Origin of the sequence: Synechococcus sp. 1G10 (genome assembly GCF_002252625.1) — a bacterium.
GTDB lineage: Bacteria > Cyanobacteriota > Cyanobacteriia > PCC-6307 > Cyanobiaceae > Regnicoccus_A.
Genome location: NZ_NQKW01000021.1, coordinates 31605 through 48054, shown reverse-complemented (window position 1 = coordinate 48054; position 16450 = coordinate 31605). Strand labels below are relative to the sequence as shown.

General features: G+C 65.7%; 18 protein-coding genes and 1 pseudogene. 14 read left to right on the top strand and 5 right to left on the bottom strand.

The annotated features are described in order from the left end of the window. Nucleotides 1–188 (top strand): hypothetical protein (locus CJZ82_RS19100; RefSeq protein ID WP_233130269.1); only part of this gene is annotated, 188 nt, incomplete at its 5' end. Between the two features lie 265 nt (nucleotides 189–453). Here the strand turns inward: CJZ82_RS19100 and CJZ82_RS19095 are convergent. Continuing rightward, on the bottom strand, nucleotides 454–771 hold the full coding sequence (locus CJZ82_RS19095) for a hypothetical protein (RefSeq protein ID WP_094556452.1): 318 nt from the start codon (nucleotides 769–771) through the stop codon (nucleotides 454–456). 281 nt (nucleotides 772–1052) lie between these two features. Beyond that, nucleotides 1053–1502: a hypothetical protein gene (locus tag CJZ82_RS14380; RefSeq protein ID WP_094556451.1), complete on the bottom strand. Its 450-nt coding sequence runs from the start codon at nucleotides 1500–1502 to the stop codon at nucleotides 1053–1055. A 110-nt stretch (nucleotides 1503–1612) separates the two neighbouring features. Here CJZ82_RS14380 and CJZ82_RS14375 point away from each other — a divergent pair, with 110 nt between their 5' ends. From CJZ82_RS14375 to CJZ82_RS14355, 5 genes are all read left to right on the top strand, one after another. Then, a complete protein-coding gene (locus CJZ82_RS14375) occupies nucleotides 1613–1813 on the top strand; it encodes a hypothetical protein (RefSeq protein ID WP_143593686.1) in 201 nt (66 codons plus the stop codon). Between the two features lie 170 nt (nucleotides 1814–1983). Beyond that, on the top strand, nucleotides 1984–2271 hold the full coding sequence (locus tag CJZ82_RS14370; protein WP_198949794.1) for a SemiSWEET family sugar transporter: 288 nt from the start codon (nucleotides 1984–1986) through the stop codon (nucleotides 2269–2271). 101 nt (nucleotides 2272–2372) lie between these two features. After that, complete coding sequence (locus CJZ82_RS14365; RefSeq protein WP_094556449.1) at nucleotides 2373–2561, top strand: hypothetical protein; 189 nt, start codon at nucleotides 2373–2375, stop codon at nucleotides 2559–2561. A 218-nt stretch (nucleotides 2562–2779) separates the two neighbouring features. Then, nucleotides 2780–3277 (top strand): hypothetical protein, encoded by a 498-nt coding sequence (locus CJZ82_RS14360; protein ID WP_094556448.1) that lies wholly within the window; start codon nucleotides 2780–2782, stop codon nucleotides 3275–3277. Continuing rightward, nucleotides 3274–3693, top strand: a complete 420-nt coding sequence (locus CJZ82_RS14355) for a hypothetical protein (RefSeq protein ID WP_094556447.1) — start codon at nucleotides 3274–3276, stop codon at nucleotides 3691–3693. The genes CJZ82_RS14360 and CJZ82_RS14355 overlap by 4 nt, the downstream gene beginning before the upstream one ends. Here CJZ82_RS14355 and CJZ82_RS14350 read toward each other — a convergent pair. The 3 genes from CJZ82_RS14350 to CJZ82_RS14340 all read right to left on the bottom strand — a co-directional run bounded on the left by CJZ82_RS14350 (nucleotide 3684) and on the right by CJZ82_RS14340 (nucleotide 7029). Then, entirely contained in the window at nucleotides 3684–5018 is a 1335-nt protein-coding gene (locus CJZ82_RS14350; RefSeq protein WP_094556446.1) for a S41 family peptidase, read from the bottom strand. The genes CJZ82_RS14355 and CJZ82_RS14350 overlap by 10 nt on opposite strands. Nucleotides 5019–5119: 101 nt before the next feature. After that, nucleotides 5120–6364 carry a (E)-4-hydroxy-3-methylbut-2-enyl-diphosphate synthase gene (ispG, locus tag CJZ82_RS14345; protein WP_094556454.1) on the bottom strand — a complete coding sequence of 415 codons (1245 nt, stop codon included), beginning with the start codon at nucleotides 6362–6364 and terminating at the stop codon, nucleotides 5120–5122. Nucleotides 6365–6402: 38 nt separating this feature from the next. Next, the gene (locus tag CJZ82_RS14340) at nucleotides 6403–7029 is read right to left on the bottom strand and encodes a uracil-DNA glycosylase family protein (protein ID WP_094556445.1); all 627 of its coding nucleotides are present in this window, start codon (nucleotides 7027–7029) and stop codon (nucleotides 6403–6405) included. Between the two features lie 199 nt (nucleotides 7030–7228). Between CJZ82_RS14340 and CJZ82_RS14335 the strand changes: the two genes are divergently transcribed. The 8 genes and pseudogenes from CJZ82_RS14335 to CJZ82_RS14300 all read left to right on the top strand — a co-directional run bounded on the left by CJZ82_RS14335 (nucleotide 7229) and on the right by CJZ82_RS14300 (nucleotide 16395). Next, entirely contained in the window at nucleotides 7229–8407 is a 1179-nt protein-coding gene (locus CJZ82_RS14335; protein WP_094556444.1) for a pyridoxal phosphate-dependent aminotransferase, read from the top strand. A 24-nt stretch (nucleotides 8408–8431) separates the two neighbouring features. Further along, entirely contained in the window at nucleotides 8432–9391 is a 960-nt protein-coding gene (locus CJZ82_RS14330; protein ID WP_255380945.1) for a putative selenate ABC transporter substrate-binding protein, read from the top strand. A gap of 92 nt (nucleotides 9392–9483) precedes the next feature. Then, nucleotides 9484–10239, top strand: coding sequence for an ATP-binding cassette domain-containing protein (locus CJZ82_RS14325; protein WP_094556442.1), 756 nt, complete (start codon nucleotides 9484–9486; stop codon nucleotides 10237–10239). After that, on the top strand, nucleotides 10236–11807 hold the full coding sequence (locus CJZ82_RS14320; protein ID WP_094556441.1) for an ABC transporter permease subunit: 1572 nt from the start codon (nucleotides 10236–10238) through the stop codon (nucleotides 11805–11807). The genes CJZ82_RS14325 and CJZ82_RS14320 overlap by 4 nt, the downstream gene beginning before the upstream one ends. Nucleotides 11808–11818: 11 nt before the next feature. After that, nucleotides 11819–12499, top strand: coding sequence for a GDSL-type esterase/lipase family protein (locus CJZ82_RS14315; RefSeq protein WP_198949793.1), 681 nt, complete (start codon nucleotides 11819–11821; stop codon nucleotides 12497–12499). A gap of 128 nt (nucleotides 12500–12627) precedes the next feature. Further along, nucleotides 12628–12849, top strand: a pseudogene (locus tag CJZ82_RS14310) (sigma factor); the annotation flags it as partial. Between the two features lie 92 nt (nucleotides 12850–12941). Then, nucleotides 12942–14825, top strand: coding sequence for a recombinase family protein (locus CJZ82_RS14305; RefSeq protein ID WP_094556440.1), 1884 nt, complete (start codon nucleotides 12942–12944; stop codon nucleotides 14823–14825). Nucleotides 14826–15816: 991 nt separating this feature from the next. Then, nucleotides 15817–16395, top strand: a complete 579-nt coding sequence (locus tag CJZ82_RS14300) for a hypothetical protein (RefSeq protein ID WP_143593685.1) — start codon at nucleotides 15817–15819, stop codon at nucleotides 16393–16395. Nucleotides 16396–16450 lie beyond the last annotated feature (55 nt).

The window sequence follows — 16450 nt, the reverse complement described above, 5'->3', positions numbered from 1 at the left end:
GGGGTTCTTTTGATGCAGTTTGTGGATTCGCTGCTCTTCATCCCAAAAGCCACGCTGCCCCATTGATTTGGCGCTTTCAACGCATCTATTGTATCTGCATGGCAGCATTCTGGCAAGTCAAACTTATTTTTCGAGGTGCCCTGCTGGAGACTGGCCGCTTTGCCTTAGTAATGGCATTGGAGTCGTGAAGGGAAAAGATATGAGGACCAGCGTTGGGTGCGATCTATGGCACGAAAGCTCCAGTTAAATCTTTTAGGGCTCAGAAGCACAGTCTCCACAAGACTGCCAAGCTGACTGGATTGTGCAGGCAACGTCTTCAGAGTCGCGATACGCTTCCTGATTTATCGGAATACCCAGCTGGCTGGTATCTGATGTAGGGGTGTAGAGTGCTTGTAGCGTTTCTGGCCCGGCAAAAGATTTTCTGGGCTATAAACACAGCACCAGCTTCAGTGCTCAAAGTCCAAAACGCTGACTTAACCAGTTGCAGGCATTCGGCTCTCCCCGTGTACAGGCGCTGTTAGCGATCATGGCTTGCTGGAAAAGTTGTGGATTGGCTGTGCCCAACTGCTGGAAGTAGCAGGCTTTCTGGAATCCATAGCTGCACCATAGTTGATAGTAGGTCAAGCAGATGTTGAAGTTGGCCGTGACCTGGCAAGCGGCTTCAAGCCGCCCAGCGGTCGGGTTCCACTGTCGCTCCTCATTGGGGTCGCCAGGATTCAGCTTGGGATAGATCTGGTAAGGCTGGGTTCTTGCGGTGGGCTGGCTGAGCATCAGGACCGTGGCAACACAGCCAGTCGCCAGAGCAGCTGGGCCTAACACCAGGCCTGCCGTGGTTCCTCGCTTTCGAAGGGTGGACATGGAATTCAGCCTGCCGACCACTGCTTGAACACTACCAGTGTTTCGTTTTGAAGCCGAATAGCTCGAACTGACGAAATTGGACTTCATGCTCAGTTCGAAAGTGTCGCATCATGCGTATCCAGGGCAGTCAGGGAGTTGTCGCTGGGAGAATGGATTCACGCCGATGAGGCTGCTTCGGGCTGCTTGGTGATCACTCAACAGCGCTTGCGGAGGGCCGCGATGATCCTCTGTGGTGCATCGGCTTGGCCCTGCATCGCGAACGCTTCCTGCTCGATGATCCGATTGCTGTGGTGATATCGGGTCGTGAGGATGCCGCTGATTTCACGCTCCACTACCGGCGCCAAGGTCACGTTCCAGCCGATCGGTCTGAGGGTGCCGTCGGGGCAGCTCTGGGCGGCATGCGTGGCCTCATGGAGGAAGGTCTGACGGCCGATCCCGAGTTCGAACGCGATCGGGGCCACCCAGAGGGTCCTGGTCTTGGCCTGATAAAGCCCGTACGTTCCCTGAACAGGAGGCGGGGCGAGCTTCAGCCTGAAGCCATGGCGACGAAGCTCAGCCGCCACCGGCTGGAGATCGGCGGGGAGGGAGTGGAGCGACATAGCCAGGAGGGCGATCGAGCCGCTGGCCAGGATCGTCATCGCCATGGCGGGGAGGAGGATGCGGTCCGATCAGCATCCATGAGTTCTGTGACGTCCCATCTTGCGCCTCCAGGTTGGACGCGCGAGCTTTTGGAAGGCTTGCGATGGCCATGAGCATGTCGTTTTCAGAAACTGATCTGGCGGCGGCCTTGTGTGTGCTTGAGCTGCACGCGCTTCTCCCCAGCCGACGCGCTCTCGCGGTGCGCGTGAACCGGCTCCATCCCGGTAGGGCCGTCTGGACGAAGGAAAACACCGCTGCCTACCGGCTGCTCTGGGAACTCCTCCAGGAGAGGACGGGAGAGGCGGCTGCGGCCTGAACGGTTTCTCTCCACCGGCGTTCGGCGCACCGACCAACGAGGACCCCCTGATCTGGCTGATCACGACGAGGATCCCACCCCTGTGTAAGCGCCATCGGCTGCTGAGGGAGGGAAAAACTGCGTCGGAGGAAACTGCGTCGGAGACAATTCGCTCGGTTCCCGCCCCAGCCATGACCCAGCCCCTGCCCGTGATGCTTCTGGGCTACGGAGCCGCCACCCTCACGACGTTGAGCTTCTTCCCTCAGGCGATCAAGACCGTCCGCAGCGGCGACACCCGCGGCATCTCTCTGCGCATGTACCTGTTGTTCACGCTGGGGATCACGGCTTGGGGGATCTATGGCCTGATCACTGGTGATGGGCCCCTGATCGTCGCCAATGCCCTCACCCTGGTCCCGGCCTTGGTGGTGCTGGAGAGGAAGGTGCAGGCCCTGCGGCGTGGGGACGACCGGTTGTGGTGAAGCCGCCAGCTCCAACCAGGGCGAATTAAGGAAGGCTTCAGAATGTCTTTTGTCTCATCTGCGCAAAAGTTCGTTACAGTGTGAAGAACTGAAACGCGGACATGGGCGAACTGGTGGGTGGATACGGCGGCGTCACGGCTGGTCTTCAGAGCGGCTATGCGCTCGCCTCAGCTCTGATCAGCGTGCTGGCCCTCGGCCTGTTTGCCCTTTTCCAGAACGACCAGGAGAACGACGACGACGATTCCAACCCAGGTGGCGGCCTGATGCAGCCCGTAACGGGCGCGGCCTGAATTTGGTCAGGCCGGGAGCCTGTCAGGCCGAAACTGTCCGCCTGAATCCGGGGGACCCGGCCGGACACATCCAGTCAGAACCTGGGGCCTTCCCTGTCATCGTTTGGCTGCCCCCCAGCGTCAGGGTGGAGGAGTAATAAGTCGTTGTCGTGGCCCGTTCGCTGCTGCCACCGACCCCAGGTCGTTCGGCCCACCGCCAGTGGTCCGGGGTTGGACCTATGGCTTGTTTCGCCGCTCTGCTGCTGAGCCTGGTGCCTGCCCCGGCAAAGGCTCTTGATCACTGGCGAGCCATCGACATCCTGCGAGATCGTCTGGCAGCCAACGGCGTGAGGGTGAAGCAGCGGGACTGCGGTCAGCGTGGTCTCCAGGGCCTGTATCACCCGAGCAGCGAGACGATCGTGGTCTGCCGCGTGCACAGCGATCCGGTTGCAGTGTGGAACACCCTGGCTCATGAAGCCACCCATCGGATGCAGGTCTGCCGAGGCGGTCCGATCACGGATCCGCGTCACCACAGGGCGATGGCGGCCACTCTGGCCAACCGGGCACCGCTCGAGTGGCGCTCCCTGCAGAGCTATCCAGCCCGGGAGCGCCTCAGCGAACTGGAGGCCCGCTACACCGCCCAGCTGCCACCCGATCAGGTGATCCGGCTGTTCGATCGCTACTGCGGTCGGCGCTCCTCTGCCGGCCTCGCCTTTCGTACCCCTTCGCTCCGATGAACAACCTTCTGCTTTCACTGCTTCTGAGCGCACTTGGCCAGTTCGGCGGGGGTTATGGCTACCGCCAGGGTCTGAGTTCGGGTTCGAGTTCGTTGCCGGTCGACACTCTGGCCGTGGTCCAGTGCCTCTATCAAGAGGGCCGTATCGGCGATGACGAGGCCCGTGCCCTGATCGATCAGCAGGGTCGCCGCCGCAGATGGCCGGTGGGTTGGGAACGCTCGATCGACCCCCGCCGCCTGGGGCAGGCCATCGGCGCGGCCGGCGGCTGTCGCTCCCTGATGGCCCGGCTAGATCGCAGCGGCAGCCGCATCGCCACCAGGCCGGTGCCCGTCGCCCCCTGGCCTATAAACGGACCGGGAATCACCGACAGGAGCCCAAGTCAGAGCGAGGGTTTCGGGCTGGCGCCCTATCGCTGAACGGGCAGGGCGGCCGGCAGATTGGCGCTGGTGGGATTGAAGGTGGTGCGGGAGGCGCTGGTTTCACGCAGCTTCTTCATAAGGGTGGATTCAGCCGCCCGGTACTGCACATCCTTGGAGGTGCCCAGATCTTCCAGCTTGAGCTTGGAGGCTTCCGCTTCGCTCAGCTTCACCGACACATCCGGGGCGATGCCGTGCTTGTGGATGTCGCGGCCGCTGGGGGTGAGGTACTTGGCGATGGTCACGGTCATGCCGGAGCCATCGGAGAGCCCACGCACCGATTGCACCAGACCCTTGCCGAAGGTTTTCTGGCCCACCAACACGGCCCGCTTGTTGTCCTGAAGGGCGCCGGAGAGAATCTCGCTGGCACTGGCGGAGCCTTCGTTGACCAGCACCACGATCGGTGATTTGGTCAGGGCGCGGCCATTGGCGCGACGCACGTCCTGGATGCCGTCACGCGTGCGGGTGGAGACGATGATGCCCTCATCAAGCAACTGACGGGCAATTTCCACGCTCGCCATCAGCAGCCCACCGGGGTTGCTGCGCAGGTCGATGACGTAGCCCTGCACCCCTTTCTGCTCCAGATCGCGCAGGGCAGCGCGCATGTCCTTGGCGGCGTTGGCGTTGAACTGTTTCAGGCGGATGTAGCCCACCTTCACGCCGCCGGCGCCGGTGTTGATCTGGTGCTCGACCGCATGCAGCTCGATGCGCGCCCGGGTGAGTGGCACCGTGACCACCTGGCTGCGGCGGCGAAGCTGCAGGGTGACCTTGGTGCCGGCCTGGCCGCGGATCAGTTTGACCGCATCCTCGGTGCTCATCCCCTTGGTGCTCTTGCCGTCGATCGAGACGATCACGTCTTTGGGCTGCACGCCGGCTTCAGAGGCGGGGGAGCCGTCGATCGGTGAGATCACCACCAGCTCCTTGGTCTCCTTGTCGAGACTCAGCTGGATGCCCACCCCGGAGAGTTCTCCCGAGGTGTCGATCTGCATCTCCTTGAACTCCCGCGGATCCATGAAGCGGGTGTAGGGATCATCGAGGGTGCCGAGCATCCCCCGGATCGCCTCATAGCTTTCCTTGGTGCTGCCGTAGCTCTTGGCCAGCAAGTCGCGGCGCAGCTTGCGCCATTGATCAGGTGTGTATTTGCCGGTGGTGTCGAGGTAGTCGCGGAAGACGATCTGCCAGGCCTGATCCATCACCTCCTTCGGACTGTCGGTGATCAACGAGGCGGCGCTCGGGGAGCCCAGCCAGTCGGTGCCGACGATCACAGCGGTGGTGCAGGCACCCAGTCCGGCGAGAACGGCGATGCTGGTGCGACCCCTGCCCATTGGCTGATTCCCTGGAGCTTGACTGTCCACCCAAGCTAGCCCCAGCTGCAGGGCTGGGCGAGGGATCGAAGACGGTCAAAGGCAAGTCAGGATGTGACTCGTCAGGGATCGACCCAGCGACCGTCCTCCTTGATCAGGGCGATCAGCGCCTCCACGCCTTCGGCTTCCGGCACCCGACGGATCTCATCGCGGCCGCGGTAAAGGGAGATGGTGCCAGGGGTTTTGCCCACGTAGCCGTAGTCGGCGTCGGCCATCTCGCCGGGTCCGTTGACGATGCAGCCCATCACGGCGATGTCGAGGCCGGTGAGGTGGGCGGTGGCGTTGCGCACCACATGTAGCACCTCCTCGAGGTTGAAGAGGGTGCGGCCGCAGCTGGGGCAGGCCACGTATTCGACCATCGTTTTGCGCAGGCCCAGGGCCTGCAGGATCGAGTAGCAGACCGGAATCTCCTTCTCGGGCGCCTCGGTGAGCGACACGCGGATGGTGTCACCGAGGCCCTCGGCCAGCAGGGTGGCGATGCCGGCGGTGCTCTTGATGCGGCCGTAGTCGCCGTCGCCCGCTTCGGTGACGCCCAGGTGCAGCGGGTAGCGGAAGCCGGCGGCGTCCATGCGGTCGGCCATCATCCGGTAGGCGGCCAGCATCACGGGCGCCCTTGAGGCTTTCATCGACACCACGATGTTGTGGAAGTCGAGGCGATCGCAGATCTGGATGAACTCCATGGCGCTCTCCACCATCCCCAGCGGCGTGTCGCCGTAGGTGAACAGCATGCGTTCGGCCAGGGAGCCGTGGTTCACGCCGATGCGCAGGCCCTTGTCCTGCTCCTTGAGCAGGCTCACCAGCGGTTCGAGTGTGGCCTGGATGCGCGCGCCGATCGCCGCCACTTCCTCGGGCGTGAACTCGGTGCGGTTGGGATCGGGCTTGTCGAACACATAAAGGCCCGGATTGATCCGCACCTTGTCGACGTGCTGGGCTACCTCCAGGGCGATCTTCATGCCGTTGTGGTGCACATCGGCCACCAGAGGAACGCTCTGGTAGCTGTCTAGAAGACGCTTGCGAATCTCACCCACCGCCTTGGCGTGGGCCAGGCTGGGCACCGTCAGCCGCACGATCTCGCAGCCCGCTTCGTGCAGGCGGCGGATGCCGGCGGTGGCGCCCGCGATGTCGAGGGTGTCCTCGTTGATCATCGACTGCACCACCACCGGGTGATCACTGCCCACCCAGATGTCGCCGACGCGCACGCTGCGGGTCTTGCGGCGGCGGATCAGGGTGTCGTAGCGGGGGTTGCTGGCCCAGTCGGCGGGGAGGCCCGCAAGGCTGGTTTCGGGGCGGGCGAGGGTGCCGGTCATCGCCAGGGTGCCGGGAAGTTGGTGCACCCTGCCACAGATCAGGGGTCGCCTGACGAATCGGGAGCGGGGTCAGGGGCGGCCCTGAGTTGGTCGAGGCGAACCCTGACCGCCTTGAGGTCCTGCCAGGTGTGCCACTTGGGGGTGTCCGGTTCCCGCGAGGGATTGCGCAGGAGATAGGAGGGGTGAAGGATCGGCATACACCAGCGCCCCTGCCAGGAACGCCACTGGCCCCGCAGGCGGGTGATACCGCCTTTGATTCCCAGCACCCCTTCCACCGCGGTGGCGCCAGCCAGCAGCACCACCTGCGGTTGCACCAGCTCCACCTGCTGCAGCAGCCAGGGCAGGCACGCGGCCATCTCCTGGGAGGTGGGTTTGCGGTTATCCGGTGGACGGCACTTCACCACATTGCAGATGTAGGCGTCGCGGTTGCTGTCGATGCCGACGCTGGCGAGCATTCGATCGAGCAGCTGGCCGGCCCGGCCCACGAAGGGGGAGCCGCTGGCGTCTTCCTGGGCGCCGGGCCCCTCGCCGATCACCATCAGGGCGGCACGGGGGTCCCCCCGGCTCACCACCACCTGCTGGCGGCCGTCCGCCAGGGAGCAGCGGCGGCACTCGGAGCAGGCTTGGGCCAGTTGCTGCAGCGCCGCGCCGGAATCACCCTCCACTCAGTTTCTCCCCTGTGGCTGAGCGTCCACGCTGGCCGCAGCGGGGTGCAGCTGTCCAGCTGCCTGGCGCGACGGTGCCCGCTCGAACCTTTCCCTGGAAGGGCGTCAGGCAGGATGCAAGATCTCCCAGGCGCTTCTTTCGGAGCGCCACGGCCCCAGCGGCCGCTTCGCGCTGCGGCCGTCGGCCGCGCCCCCGCCGATGCATCGTCCGTTGAAGCTCTCGGCCCGGGCCGAAGCCCTGCAGCCTTCGCTCACCCTGGCAATCGCCGCCCGCGCCAAGCAGTTGCGCGCTGAGGGCCAGGACATCTGCAGCCTGAGCGCCGGCGAACCCGACTTCGACACCCCGCCCTTCATCCGCCAGGCGGCCATCGATGCCCTCGAGGCCGGCGCCACCCGCTATGGCCCGGCCGCCGGCGAGCCGGCCCTGCGCCAAGCGATCGCCGTAAAGCTGAGTGAGGAAAACGGGGTTGCCACCAAGGCCGAGCAGGTGCTGGTCACCAATGGCGGCAAGCAGGCTCTGTTCAACCTCTTCCAGGTGCTGCTGGGCCCCGGCGATGAGGTGCTCCTGCCCGCCCCCTACTGGCTCAGCTATCCCGAGATGGTGCAGCTGGCCGGGGCCAAGGTGCGGCTGCTGCCCAGCGACGCCGAGCACGGCTTCCGTCTGGATCCCCAGGAGCTGGAGGCCGCGATCACCCCGGCTTCCCGCCTGCTGGTGCTCAACAGCCCGTCCAATCCCACCGGGATGGTGCTCAGCCGCCCGGAGCTGGAGGCCATCGCCGTGGTGCTGCGCCGCCATCCCCATGTGGCGGTGGTCTGCGACGAGATCTACGAATTTCTGCTGGCCCCGGGCCATGAGCACCACAGCTTCGCGGCAGTGGCGCCCGACCTCAGCGATCGGGTGTTCATCGTCAATGGCTTCGCCAAGGGCTGGGCGATGACGGGCTGGCGGCTGGGTTTTCTGGCCGGCCCCAGTGCCGTGGTGAGTGCCGCGATCGCCCTGCAGAGCCAGAGCACGAGCAACGTCTGCTCCTTCGCCCAGTTCGGTGCCCTGGCGGCGGTGCAGGGGCCGCGCGACTGCGTTGTGGAAATGGCCCGGCAGTTCAGTGAACGGCGCGCCCTGCTCCATCAGGGTCTCGCCGCCCTGCCGGGGCTCAACCTGCAGCCACCGGAGGGGGCCTTCTACGCCTTCCCGGATGTGAGCGCTCACGGGCTCGATTCGATGACCTTCTGCAATCGTCTGATTAACGAGGTGGGCCTGGCCGTGGTGCCTGGGATCGCCTTCGGCGACGACCGCTGCGTACGCCTCTCCTGCGCCGCCTCCCCCGCCACCCTGCGCGACGGCCTGGGCCGGCTCGGCCACTTCCTCACATCCCTGTAAATCGAAGCAACCCCCATGTTCTCCTTGCCCCTCCTCCGCCCACGCCTTCCGCGCCCCGGTTTTCGCCTGGCTCTGCTGGCCGGCCTCGCCCTGGCCCTCACGCCAGCGGCCCTGCCGCCCCAGCTGCAGCAGGTCGCACCCCAGCTCGCCGGCGCCCAGGCCCAGCAGAAGCTGCTGCGGATCAGCGCCATTCCTGATCAGAAGCCCGAAACCCTCAACCGCCTCTACCCCCTGGTGGCCAGCGAACTCAGCCGCAGCCTCGGTGTGCCGGTGAAGTACGTGCCGGTGACCGATTACACCGCCGCCGTGAGCGCCTTCCGCCGCGGTGATCTGGATCTGGTCTGGTTCGGAGCCCTCACCGGCGTTCAGGCCCGGCTGCAGAAGCCCGGCGCCAAGGTGATCGCCCAGCGCGACATCGACGCCTCCTTCCAGAGCTTCTTCATCGCCAACACCGCCAGTGGAATCAAGCCCATCGCCAATCAGAAGGGGCTGAGCGTGCTCAAGGGCAAGCGCTTCACCTTCGGTTCTGAGAGCTCCACCTCCGGTCGGTTGATGCCTCAGTACTTCCTCGGCCAGGCCGGCGTGCGGCTGAGCGATTTCGCCGGCGGCGCCCCGGGCTTCAGCAGCAGCCACGACGCCACGATCGCCCTCGTGCAGAGCGGCGCCTACCAGGCGGGGGTGGTGAACGAGGAGGTGTGGCAGAGCAATCTCAGCTCCGGCAAGACCGACCCGAAGAAGGTGATCGTGATCTGGCGCACCCCCGGTTACGCCAACTACCACTGGCTCGCCCAGCCGAATCTCGACCAGCGCTTCGGCAAGGGTTTCACCACCAGGCTTCAATCCACTTTCCTGAATCTGCGCGCCAGCAATCCAAAGCAGGCCCAGATCCTCGACCTCTTCGGTGCAAAGAGATTCATTCCTGCGCCTGTTAGCCAGTACGACTCGATCGAGAAGGTGGGCCGCGAGATCGGCAAGATCCGCTGAGCCACGCCGCTGGGGCCCCTTAAGCCTGAGACCGATGATGCCGGGTGCTGGCTGTTCCCTGTCCTCTCCTGAACCGGCCCAATTTCCCTGTCTTGAGCAGCTCCCCCGACCGTCTTTTGCTGGAGCTGTGCTCCATCCGGGTGCCGGGCCGCAGCGCCCCCCGGCTGGATGACGTGTCGTTGCAGCTGCGGCCAGGTGAGCGGGTGGCCCTGGTGGGCCCCAGCGGTGCGGGCAAAAGCACCCTGCTGGCCGTGGCCAATGGCCTGATCAGGCCTGAAGCCGGTGAGCTGTTCTGGAACGGCGCAGCCCCGGCGCGCTCCAGGCGCAGGCGCAGGCTTCAGCAGGCTTTGATCGGCACCCTCTGGCAGGACCTGCGCCTGATCGAAGAGCTGACGGTGCAGCAGAACCTGAATGCGGCGCGGCTGGCCCGCTGGGGCTGGCCGCGGGCCCTGCTCAACCTGATGCTGCCCGTCGAGACCGCGGCCAACACGGAGGTTCTCGCCCGGGTCGACCTCAGCGCCGATCTGCTGGAGCAGCCTGTGACCGCCCTCTCCGGCGGCCAACGCCAACGACTGGCTCTGGCCCGCTTGCTGCGGCAGGACCCGCTGCTGCTGCTGGCGGATGAACCCCTGGCCCATCTGGATCCGCGCCTGGCGCGTGACCTGCTGGATCTGTTGCTGAAGCAGGCCAGCGGCGGTCGGGCCCTGCTGCTCAGCCTGCACCGCCCCGATCTGCTCGCTGGCTTCGATCGGGTGGTGGCTCTGCGCCAGGGCCGGGTGGTGCTGGATGCAGCGCCTTCGGGCCTGACTGGCCAACAGCTGGCGGCCCTCTACCGCTCGGAAGCATGACGGCCACGTCTGCCTGGAGCTGGCGGTCGCTGCGCCTGGCCCCGCCGCTGCTGCCGCTGCTGCCGGTTCTGGCCTGGTTGCCGGTGCTGCTGGTGCTGCCTGGCCTCAGCCATGGCGGCGGCTGGGACCTGATCGGCCAGTTCGCCTGGGCGGCCTTCAACCCATCGCTGGATCCCCTGGTGCTGGGCTCGCTGCTCTCAGGCCTGGGGATCACCGTTGGGATCGCCCTGCTGGGCTGGGCCCTGAGCCTGGCGCTGGGGCTGCTGGGGGGAGTGCTGAGCTCCCGCACGGTGTGGCGCACGCTGATCGGCAGCGCCCTGCCGGCGGAGTTGATCCGGCGGCTGCTGGCAGTGCCGCGGGCGATGCATGAGCTGCTCTGGGGCCTGCTGCTGCTGCAACTGCTGGGTCTGCAGCCGGTGGTGGCCGTGTTGGCGATCACGATTCCCTACGCCGCCCTGGTGGCGCGGGTGGTGAGTGATCTGCTCGACGCACTCCCCACCCAGGGACTGGAGGCCCTGCGCCTGGCTGGAGCTCCGGCCGCCCCTGCCCTGCTCACCGCCCTCGGGCCGGCACTCCAGCCCGGGGTGATCAGCTACGGCGGTTACCGGCTGGAGTGCGCTCTGCGCAGCGCCACCCTGCTGGGGGTGTTCGGTCTCGGCGGGCTGGGCACCGATCTGCGTCTCACGCTCCAGTCTCTGCAGTTCAGTGAGCTCTGGAGCGGGCTGTGGATCCTGCTGCTGGTGATGCTGGCTCTTGAGGCCCTGCTGCGGGCGTTGCGCCAGCGCTGGGCGATGCCGGCCCGCTTCGGCCTGACGCGCCGCTCCGTCGGGCGTGGTGGCCGGGAGGTGGCACTGGGCCTGGTGCTGTTGCTGCCGCTGCTGGTGCTGGTGGCCGCGGCGCTCGGGGTCAGCCCGCTGCAGCTGGGGCAACTCCAGCCCCTGCCACCCTTCACGGCCGACTGGCCAGCGGTGGCGGCCTTGCCCTGGCTCTCGCTGATCGGCTCCACCCTCGGGCTCACCCTGCTGGCGGCGGCGCTAGCGGTGGGCAGCGCACCGCTGCTGCTGTTGTTGCTGGCCCCCTGGCCATGGGGGCGGGTGCTGATCCAGGCCGTCTGGGCGCTGGGGCGCCTCTGGCCGCCGCCGCTCACCGCCCTGCTGCTGCTGTTCGTGCTGCAGCCGGGGGTGCTCACGGCTGCCCTGGCCCTGGCGTTTCACAACCTGGGCATCCTCGGCCGCTTGCTGCTGGAGGCGGAGGAGTCGGCCCCGATGCAGGCGGAGGAAGCCCTGGTCGCCGCCGGTGCTGGCCCCAGGCTGGCCCTGCTCTACGGCCGCTTCAGTGCCCTGGCCCGCTCCTACCTGGCCTATGGCGCCTATCGCGCCGATGTGATCCTGCGCGAGACGGTGGTGGTGGGTCTGGTGGGTGCCGCCGGACTGGGCAGCCTGCTGCTGGAGTCCCTCAGCTCCTTCGCGATCGATCAGCTGATCGCCCTGGTGGCGGTCTACGTGCTGCTCACCCTGATGGGGGAAGATCTCAGCGACCGCCTCCGCCGGCGCCTGCTGGCGGCCTGACGCCCGAGCCCATGGCCGTGACCGCGACGCCGCGCAAGCTGATCGTGCTGGGGGACAGCGGTGTCTATGGCTGGGGCGACCCCGATGGCGGCGGCTGGTGCGAGCGGCTGCGGCGCCACTGGATGGGGCTGCCTGATGGACCGGTTCTGTACAACCTGGGGGTGCGCGGTGATGGCCTGGAGCGACTGGCGGCAAGGCTGCATGGGGAGGTTGGCTCCCGCGGTGAGCTGCGCCGCCAGGCTCCCCAGGGGATCGTGATCAGCGTGGGCCTGAATGACACGGCCCGGGTCGGGCGGCCCGACGGCCGCCACCAGCTGGCACCGGAGGCCTTCCTGTTCGGGTTGCAGCAGCTGCTGCGGGAGGCGGTGCGGCTGGCGCCGGTGCTGGTGATCGGGCTCACGCCCGTGGATGAGGCGGTGATGCCCTTCGCGGGCTGCCTCTGGTATCAGCTGGCGGTTGTGCACCAGTACGAGCGCCTGCTGGAGGAGGCATGCCTGGAGGCCGATGTGCCCTTCCTGCCCCTGCTGGAGCCCCTGCTGCAGGACCCCCACTGGAGCCGGCTGCTCACTGCCGACGGCCTGCATCTCAATGCCGACGGCCATGACCGCGTGTACGAGCGGGTGCGCCAGTGGCCGGCCCTGCTGGCCTGGGCGGGGCTGGAGCTGAGTCTGGCCGGCACACTGGCCTGCTGAGCCCGCCGGCCTGGTGTTGAACAACGACAAGTCACCCATCCGGGGGAGGGGAGTTCCCCGGTTGGGGTGAAGCGCCGGCAGTGCCATGGGACAGAGGGTGGAAACACGGACCCGCCGCTGTCCCCGCCATGCCCGATTCACGCCCCCAGCCCCACCAGGAACAGGACCTGCACAGCCTCAATACCGAGTTGCTGCAGCGTTTCCGCAGCAGCGGCGACCACCGCCTGCGCAACCGGTTGGTGGAGCTGAATCTGCCCCTGGTGCGCCGGGTGGCCGTGCGCCAGAGCGCGAGCACCGCAGTGCCGCTCGACGACCTGGTGCAGCTGGGCTGCCTTGGGCTGATCCGGGCGATTGAGGCCTTTGATCCATCCCGCCCCACCGCCCTGAGCAGCTTCGCGGTGCCCTACATGCATAGTATGTTGTCAATACAGCAGATACACGCTTGCTCGCCGTCCCGTACAGCCGTGTCTCCTCCGTTGCCCAGACCAGTGGTCTCGGCCTGGAGCGCCAGGCAGCCGACCCAGCCAGCTACTGCCGCCAGCGTGGGTGGAACCTCTACGACGGCCCTGGTTACGCCGATGCAGGCATCTCCGCATTCGGAGGGGCGAACCTCGCCGGCGGTGCATTGGGTCGCTTCCTGGCGGACCTGAAGGCCGGACAGTTCGGCGTCGATCCCGTTGCCCTGCTGTTGGAAGACCTGGATCGGTTCAGCCGCAGCTTCCCCCTCGCGGTACTACCAGTGCTGATCGATGACCTGCTAAACGCCGGCGTCACCCTCGGCGTGATGGCCAAGGGGCGGGACATCAACCGCGAAACGATCAGGGGCAACCCAATGGAACTGCACGAGCTGCTGTTCTGGCTTGGTTCCGCCCATGAGTTCAGCGACAAGCTCAGCCGTCGGCTGACGCACGTCCAGCAGGCCAAACGCCAGCGAATCCGTGAAGGGCAACCGGTCACGCCATCACAGGCGCCGGCATGGATCAGCCTCGATGAAGAGGGCCGGTGGGTGCTGAACGATTACGCCACTGTCATCCGTCGGCTGCTGGAGCTTGCCTCCGACCACGGCAGCACGGTGATCGCTGGCCTGCTCAACAGTGAAGGGATCCCATCGCCTGGCCAGGTGGCTAGGGATCGCTGGTCAGCCAGCGCAAAACGCCGCTCGCGGGATGCCTATAAGCCCGTTCAATGGAGTGGGGCATCGATATTGCAGGTGATTGAGAACCCGGCGATCACGGGCCACCGGCAGGTGCTCTGCCCAGGCCATAAAGCGAGGGAGCGTGACTGGCAGGAGCGTTGTGCGCTGCTCCTCCGCCAAGGCACCGATCCAGCGGATCTGCCGCCCATGCCAGCCCGCACCTATGAACAACCGCAGGCGGGCTATTACCCCAGCTTGCTGAGCGAAGCAGAGCATCAGGCCTTGCTGGCCACGATCCGCCGCCGCCGACCGAAGGACATGGGCCGGGGCGATCAGCTGCGCTGGCTTGGCGCTGGACTGAGCTTCTGCGTCTGCGGCGATCTTATCGGCGCAACCTGTACCACCCGAAAGCGGCCAGAAGGGGTCAGGCGCGACTACAGATTGCGTTGCCGTGGGAAGCACAAAAGATCGGGATGCCATGCGCCCGGTGTGACCGTGCCTGTTGCCCAGGCAGCACTGCTGACTCGTCTGAGCGCAGCCGATTTCCTGACGCTGCTGCGGGCCGATGCGTCAGGGCAACAGGGGCTGGCATTGGCTGCTGCGATGGCGGAGGTGGCGGCTGCACAGGCACAGGTCGATGCGATCAGCGCGGCGATCAACGCGGGCGATATCGCCATGGCCAACGAGTCCGACCCTGCGACTTTGCGGGTGTTGGCTCGCCGTCAGGCGGGGCAAGAGACGGCGATGGATGGTGCCAGGCAGCGGCTGAATGCGGCAGCAGGGGAGCTGCAACGGCTGCAGGTCAACCGCTCGATCGAGACGATTGGGGCCGAAGCACAGGAGCAGATCCGTGGGCTGCTGAGCACTTTCGCCTGCGGTGGCGACACGGTGGCGGATCGCCGGTTGGTGAGATCCCACCTGCTGCGCCTTGGGCTGCGGATCACGGTGGATGGCCATCAGCAGCGGATGGGTCTGCAGATCGGTGATGGCCCGATCGACTGGCAACCACTGCTTGGTGCGATGGCCACCGCGAATCTTGCCGAAGGCAGCTGCGATCAGGTGTACGCCGAATTCCTGGTGGAGAACGAACGTGAGCTGCGGCAACGGGTGCAGGAAGCGATCCGCAGTGGTGGGCGTGCCTGGATCGAACTGGCTGGTGGGGGGGAGGTGCGGGTCAGCGCTGACGGCTAAGCATGGCCTCTCCGGGAATTTGGAGTCCACAGGACAACAGTCACCTGCCGTACCAGATGGAGGGGGAAGCCCCGACGCACAGCCGACTGGGCCAGGCTCCGCCGAAAGCTTTGAGCGCTGACCCCCACCAGGACCAGGCGCTCGGTAGTGGCCAGAAGGGCCTTATCCGCAGCCTGGTGGCTCTGGGTTGTAGCGACCCGTCTGGCAGATGCGCTTACTCGCCGACTACCTCGCCGCCTAGCTCAATGGATGTTGGTGCGGCATGAGCTGAGCAGAAGGGGTCAAAAGCTCAGCCCGTGCACTTTTCGGTATCGCCATGTGCGACAAGCGCAGTTGGATTCCGCCCTCATGGATCAGCACGCAGCTTGCGAGGCATGGAGTGTAAACATGCGATCTATTGCAAGCGGATCAATATGGCGTAGATACGGAAAGTGGTGGCAGCACGAATCCCTGACAGCAACTATCGCCTAAGGGGCCTTAGCAGTGTCATCACGTCAAGCGACGTATTGAGATAGCAATTGTGCCACAATCACTAAGCCTGTCGCTTAAGGGGTGTGTGCAGTCTGGGGATGGATGGGATATGCTTCTGGCAGCGGCTGCCACCTGCGGACTCTCCGAATCGTTCGGGATCTTGGTCCACCCAGGTGAAGCCGACGGGAGAGGCTGCCTAGGCAGTTCATCCGTTGCCCCCCTTCATTTCTCCAATGGACCGTCCACGACAGTGGTATCGGACCGGTGATGCTTGCCGCATTCTTGACATCCACGAACGTACCTTGCGTCGTGATGTTGAGGATGGGCGGCTCACCGCATCTGTGCATTACAGGCGACAAGGCTTCGGCTCAGTTGCACCCCTCCAGTGGAACATCCCGGCTCTGCAGGCAGTGATGTCCCATCAGGTCATGACTCCGCTGGAGATCGAGGCTGCACTGGCTGATTACTGATCCCACACCCCCCTAAACAGATGCACTCCTCAAAAGCGCGCGATCCCCGCATGGTTCTCAAAGCCGAGGGATGTCCCTGGGCTGCCTTCAACGAGCAGCAGCTCTACCTGGCGATCAATGCCCGCATGGCGCCGATGGGTTTTGCCTTCGGCTACGGCCAGTTCGACCGCCAGATGATCGAGGTCCTGTTCCTCCCTTCTGATCGCAGCAACCTCGCCAAGGCCATCACCGCCACCGCTGCGATCAAGCCTGACTTCGAGGTGCGCGTCACTGCTGGCCTCGAGCAGTTGGTGGCCACCGCCATCAACGAGGGCTGTGGATCCTCCTGGGATGGCTACGCATGGGATGTCTTTCACATGGCCCGCAGCGCATCCTCCTGGGAGTTTGCAGCCGGCGAGGTGCTCTACGGCTGTGGCATCACCACCGACACCACAGTCGATGACATGCAGATCCGCTGGCTCGTCTCCGGCCTGCTGGATCCTGGTTTCGGCAAGGGATGGCTCACCTTTGGCCTGGCCGAGGAGCTGCTGGCAACGCCGGCTGAGATCCCATCCCTGACCTTCGACTCCATCAGCGGACTGGCTTTCGGAGGTGACGAGCTGGCACCGGCCACGGAGGTGCCGCCATGAGCCGCACCATCAACGAGGAGCAGCTGCTGGGCCGGCTCCGCCGTTGCCTGGCGAA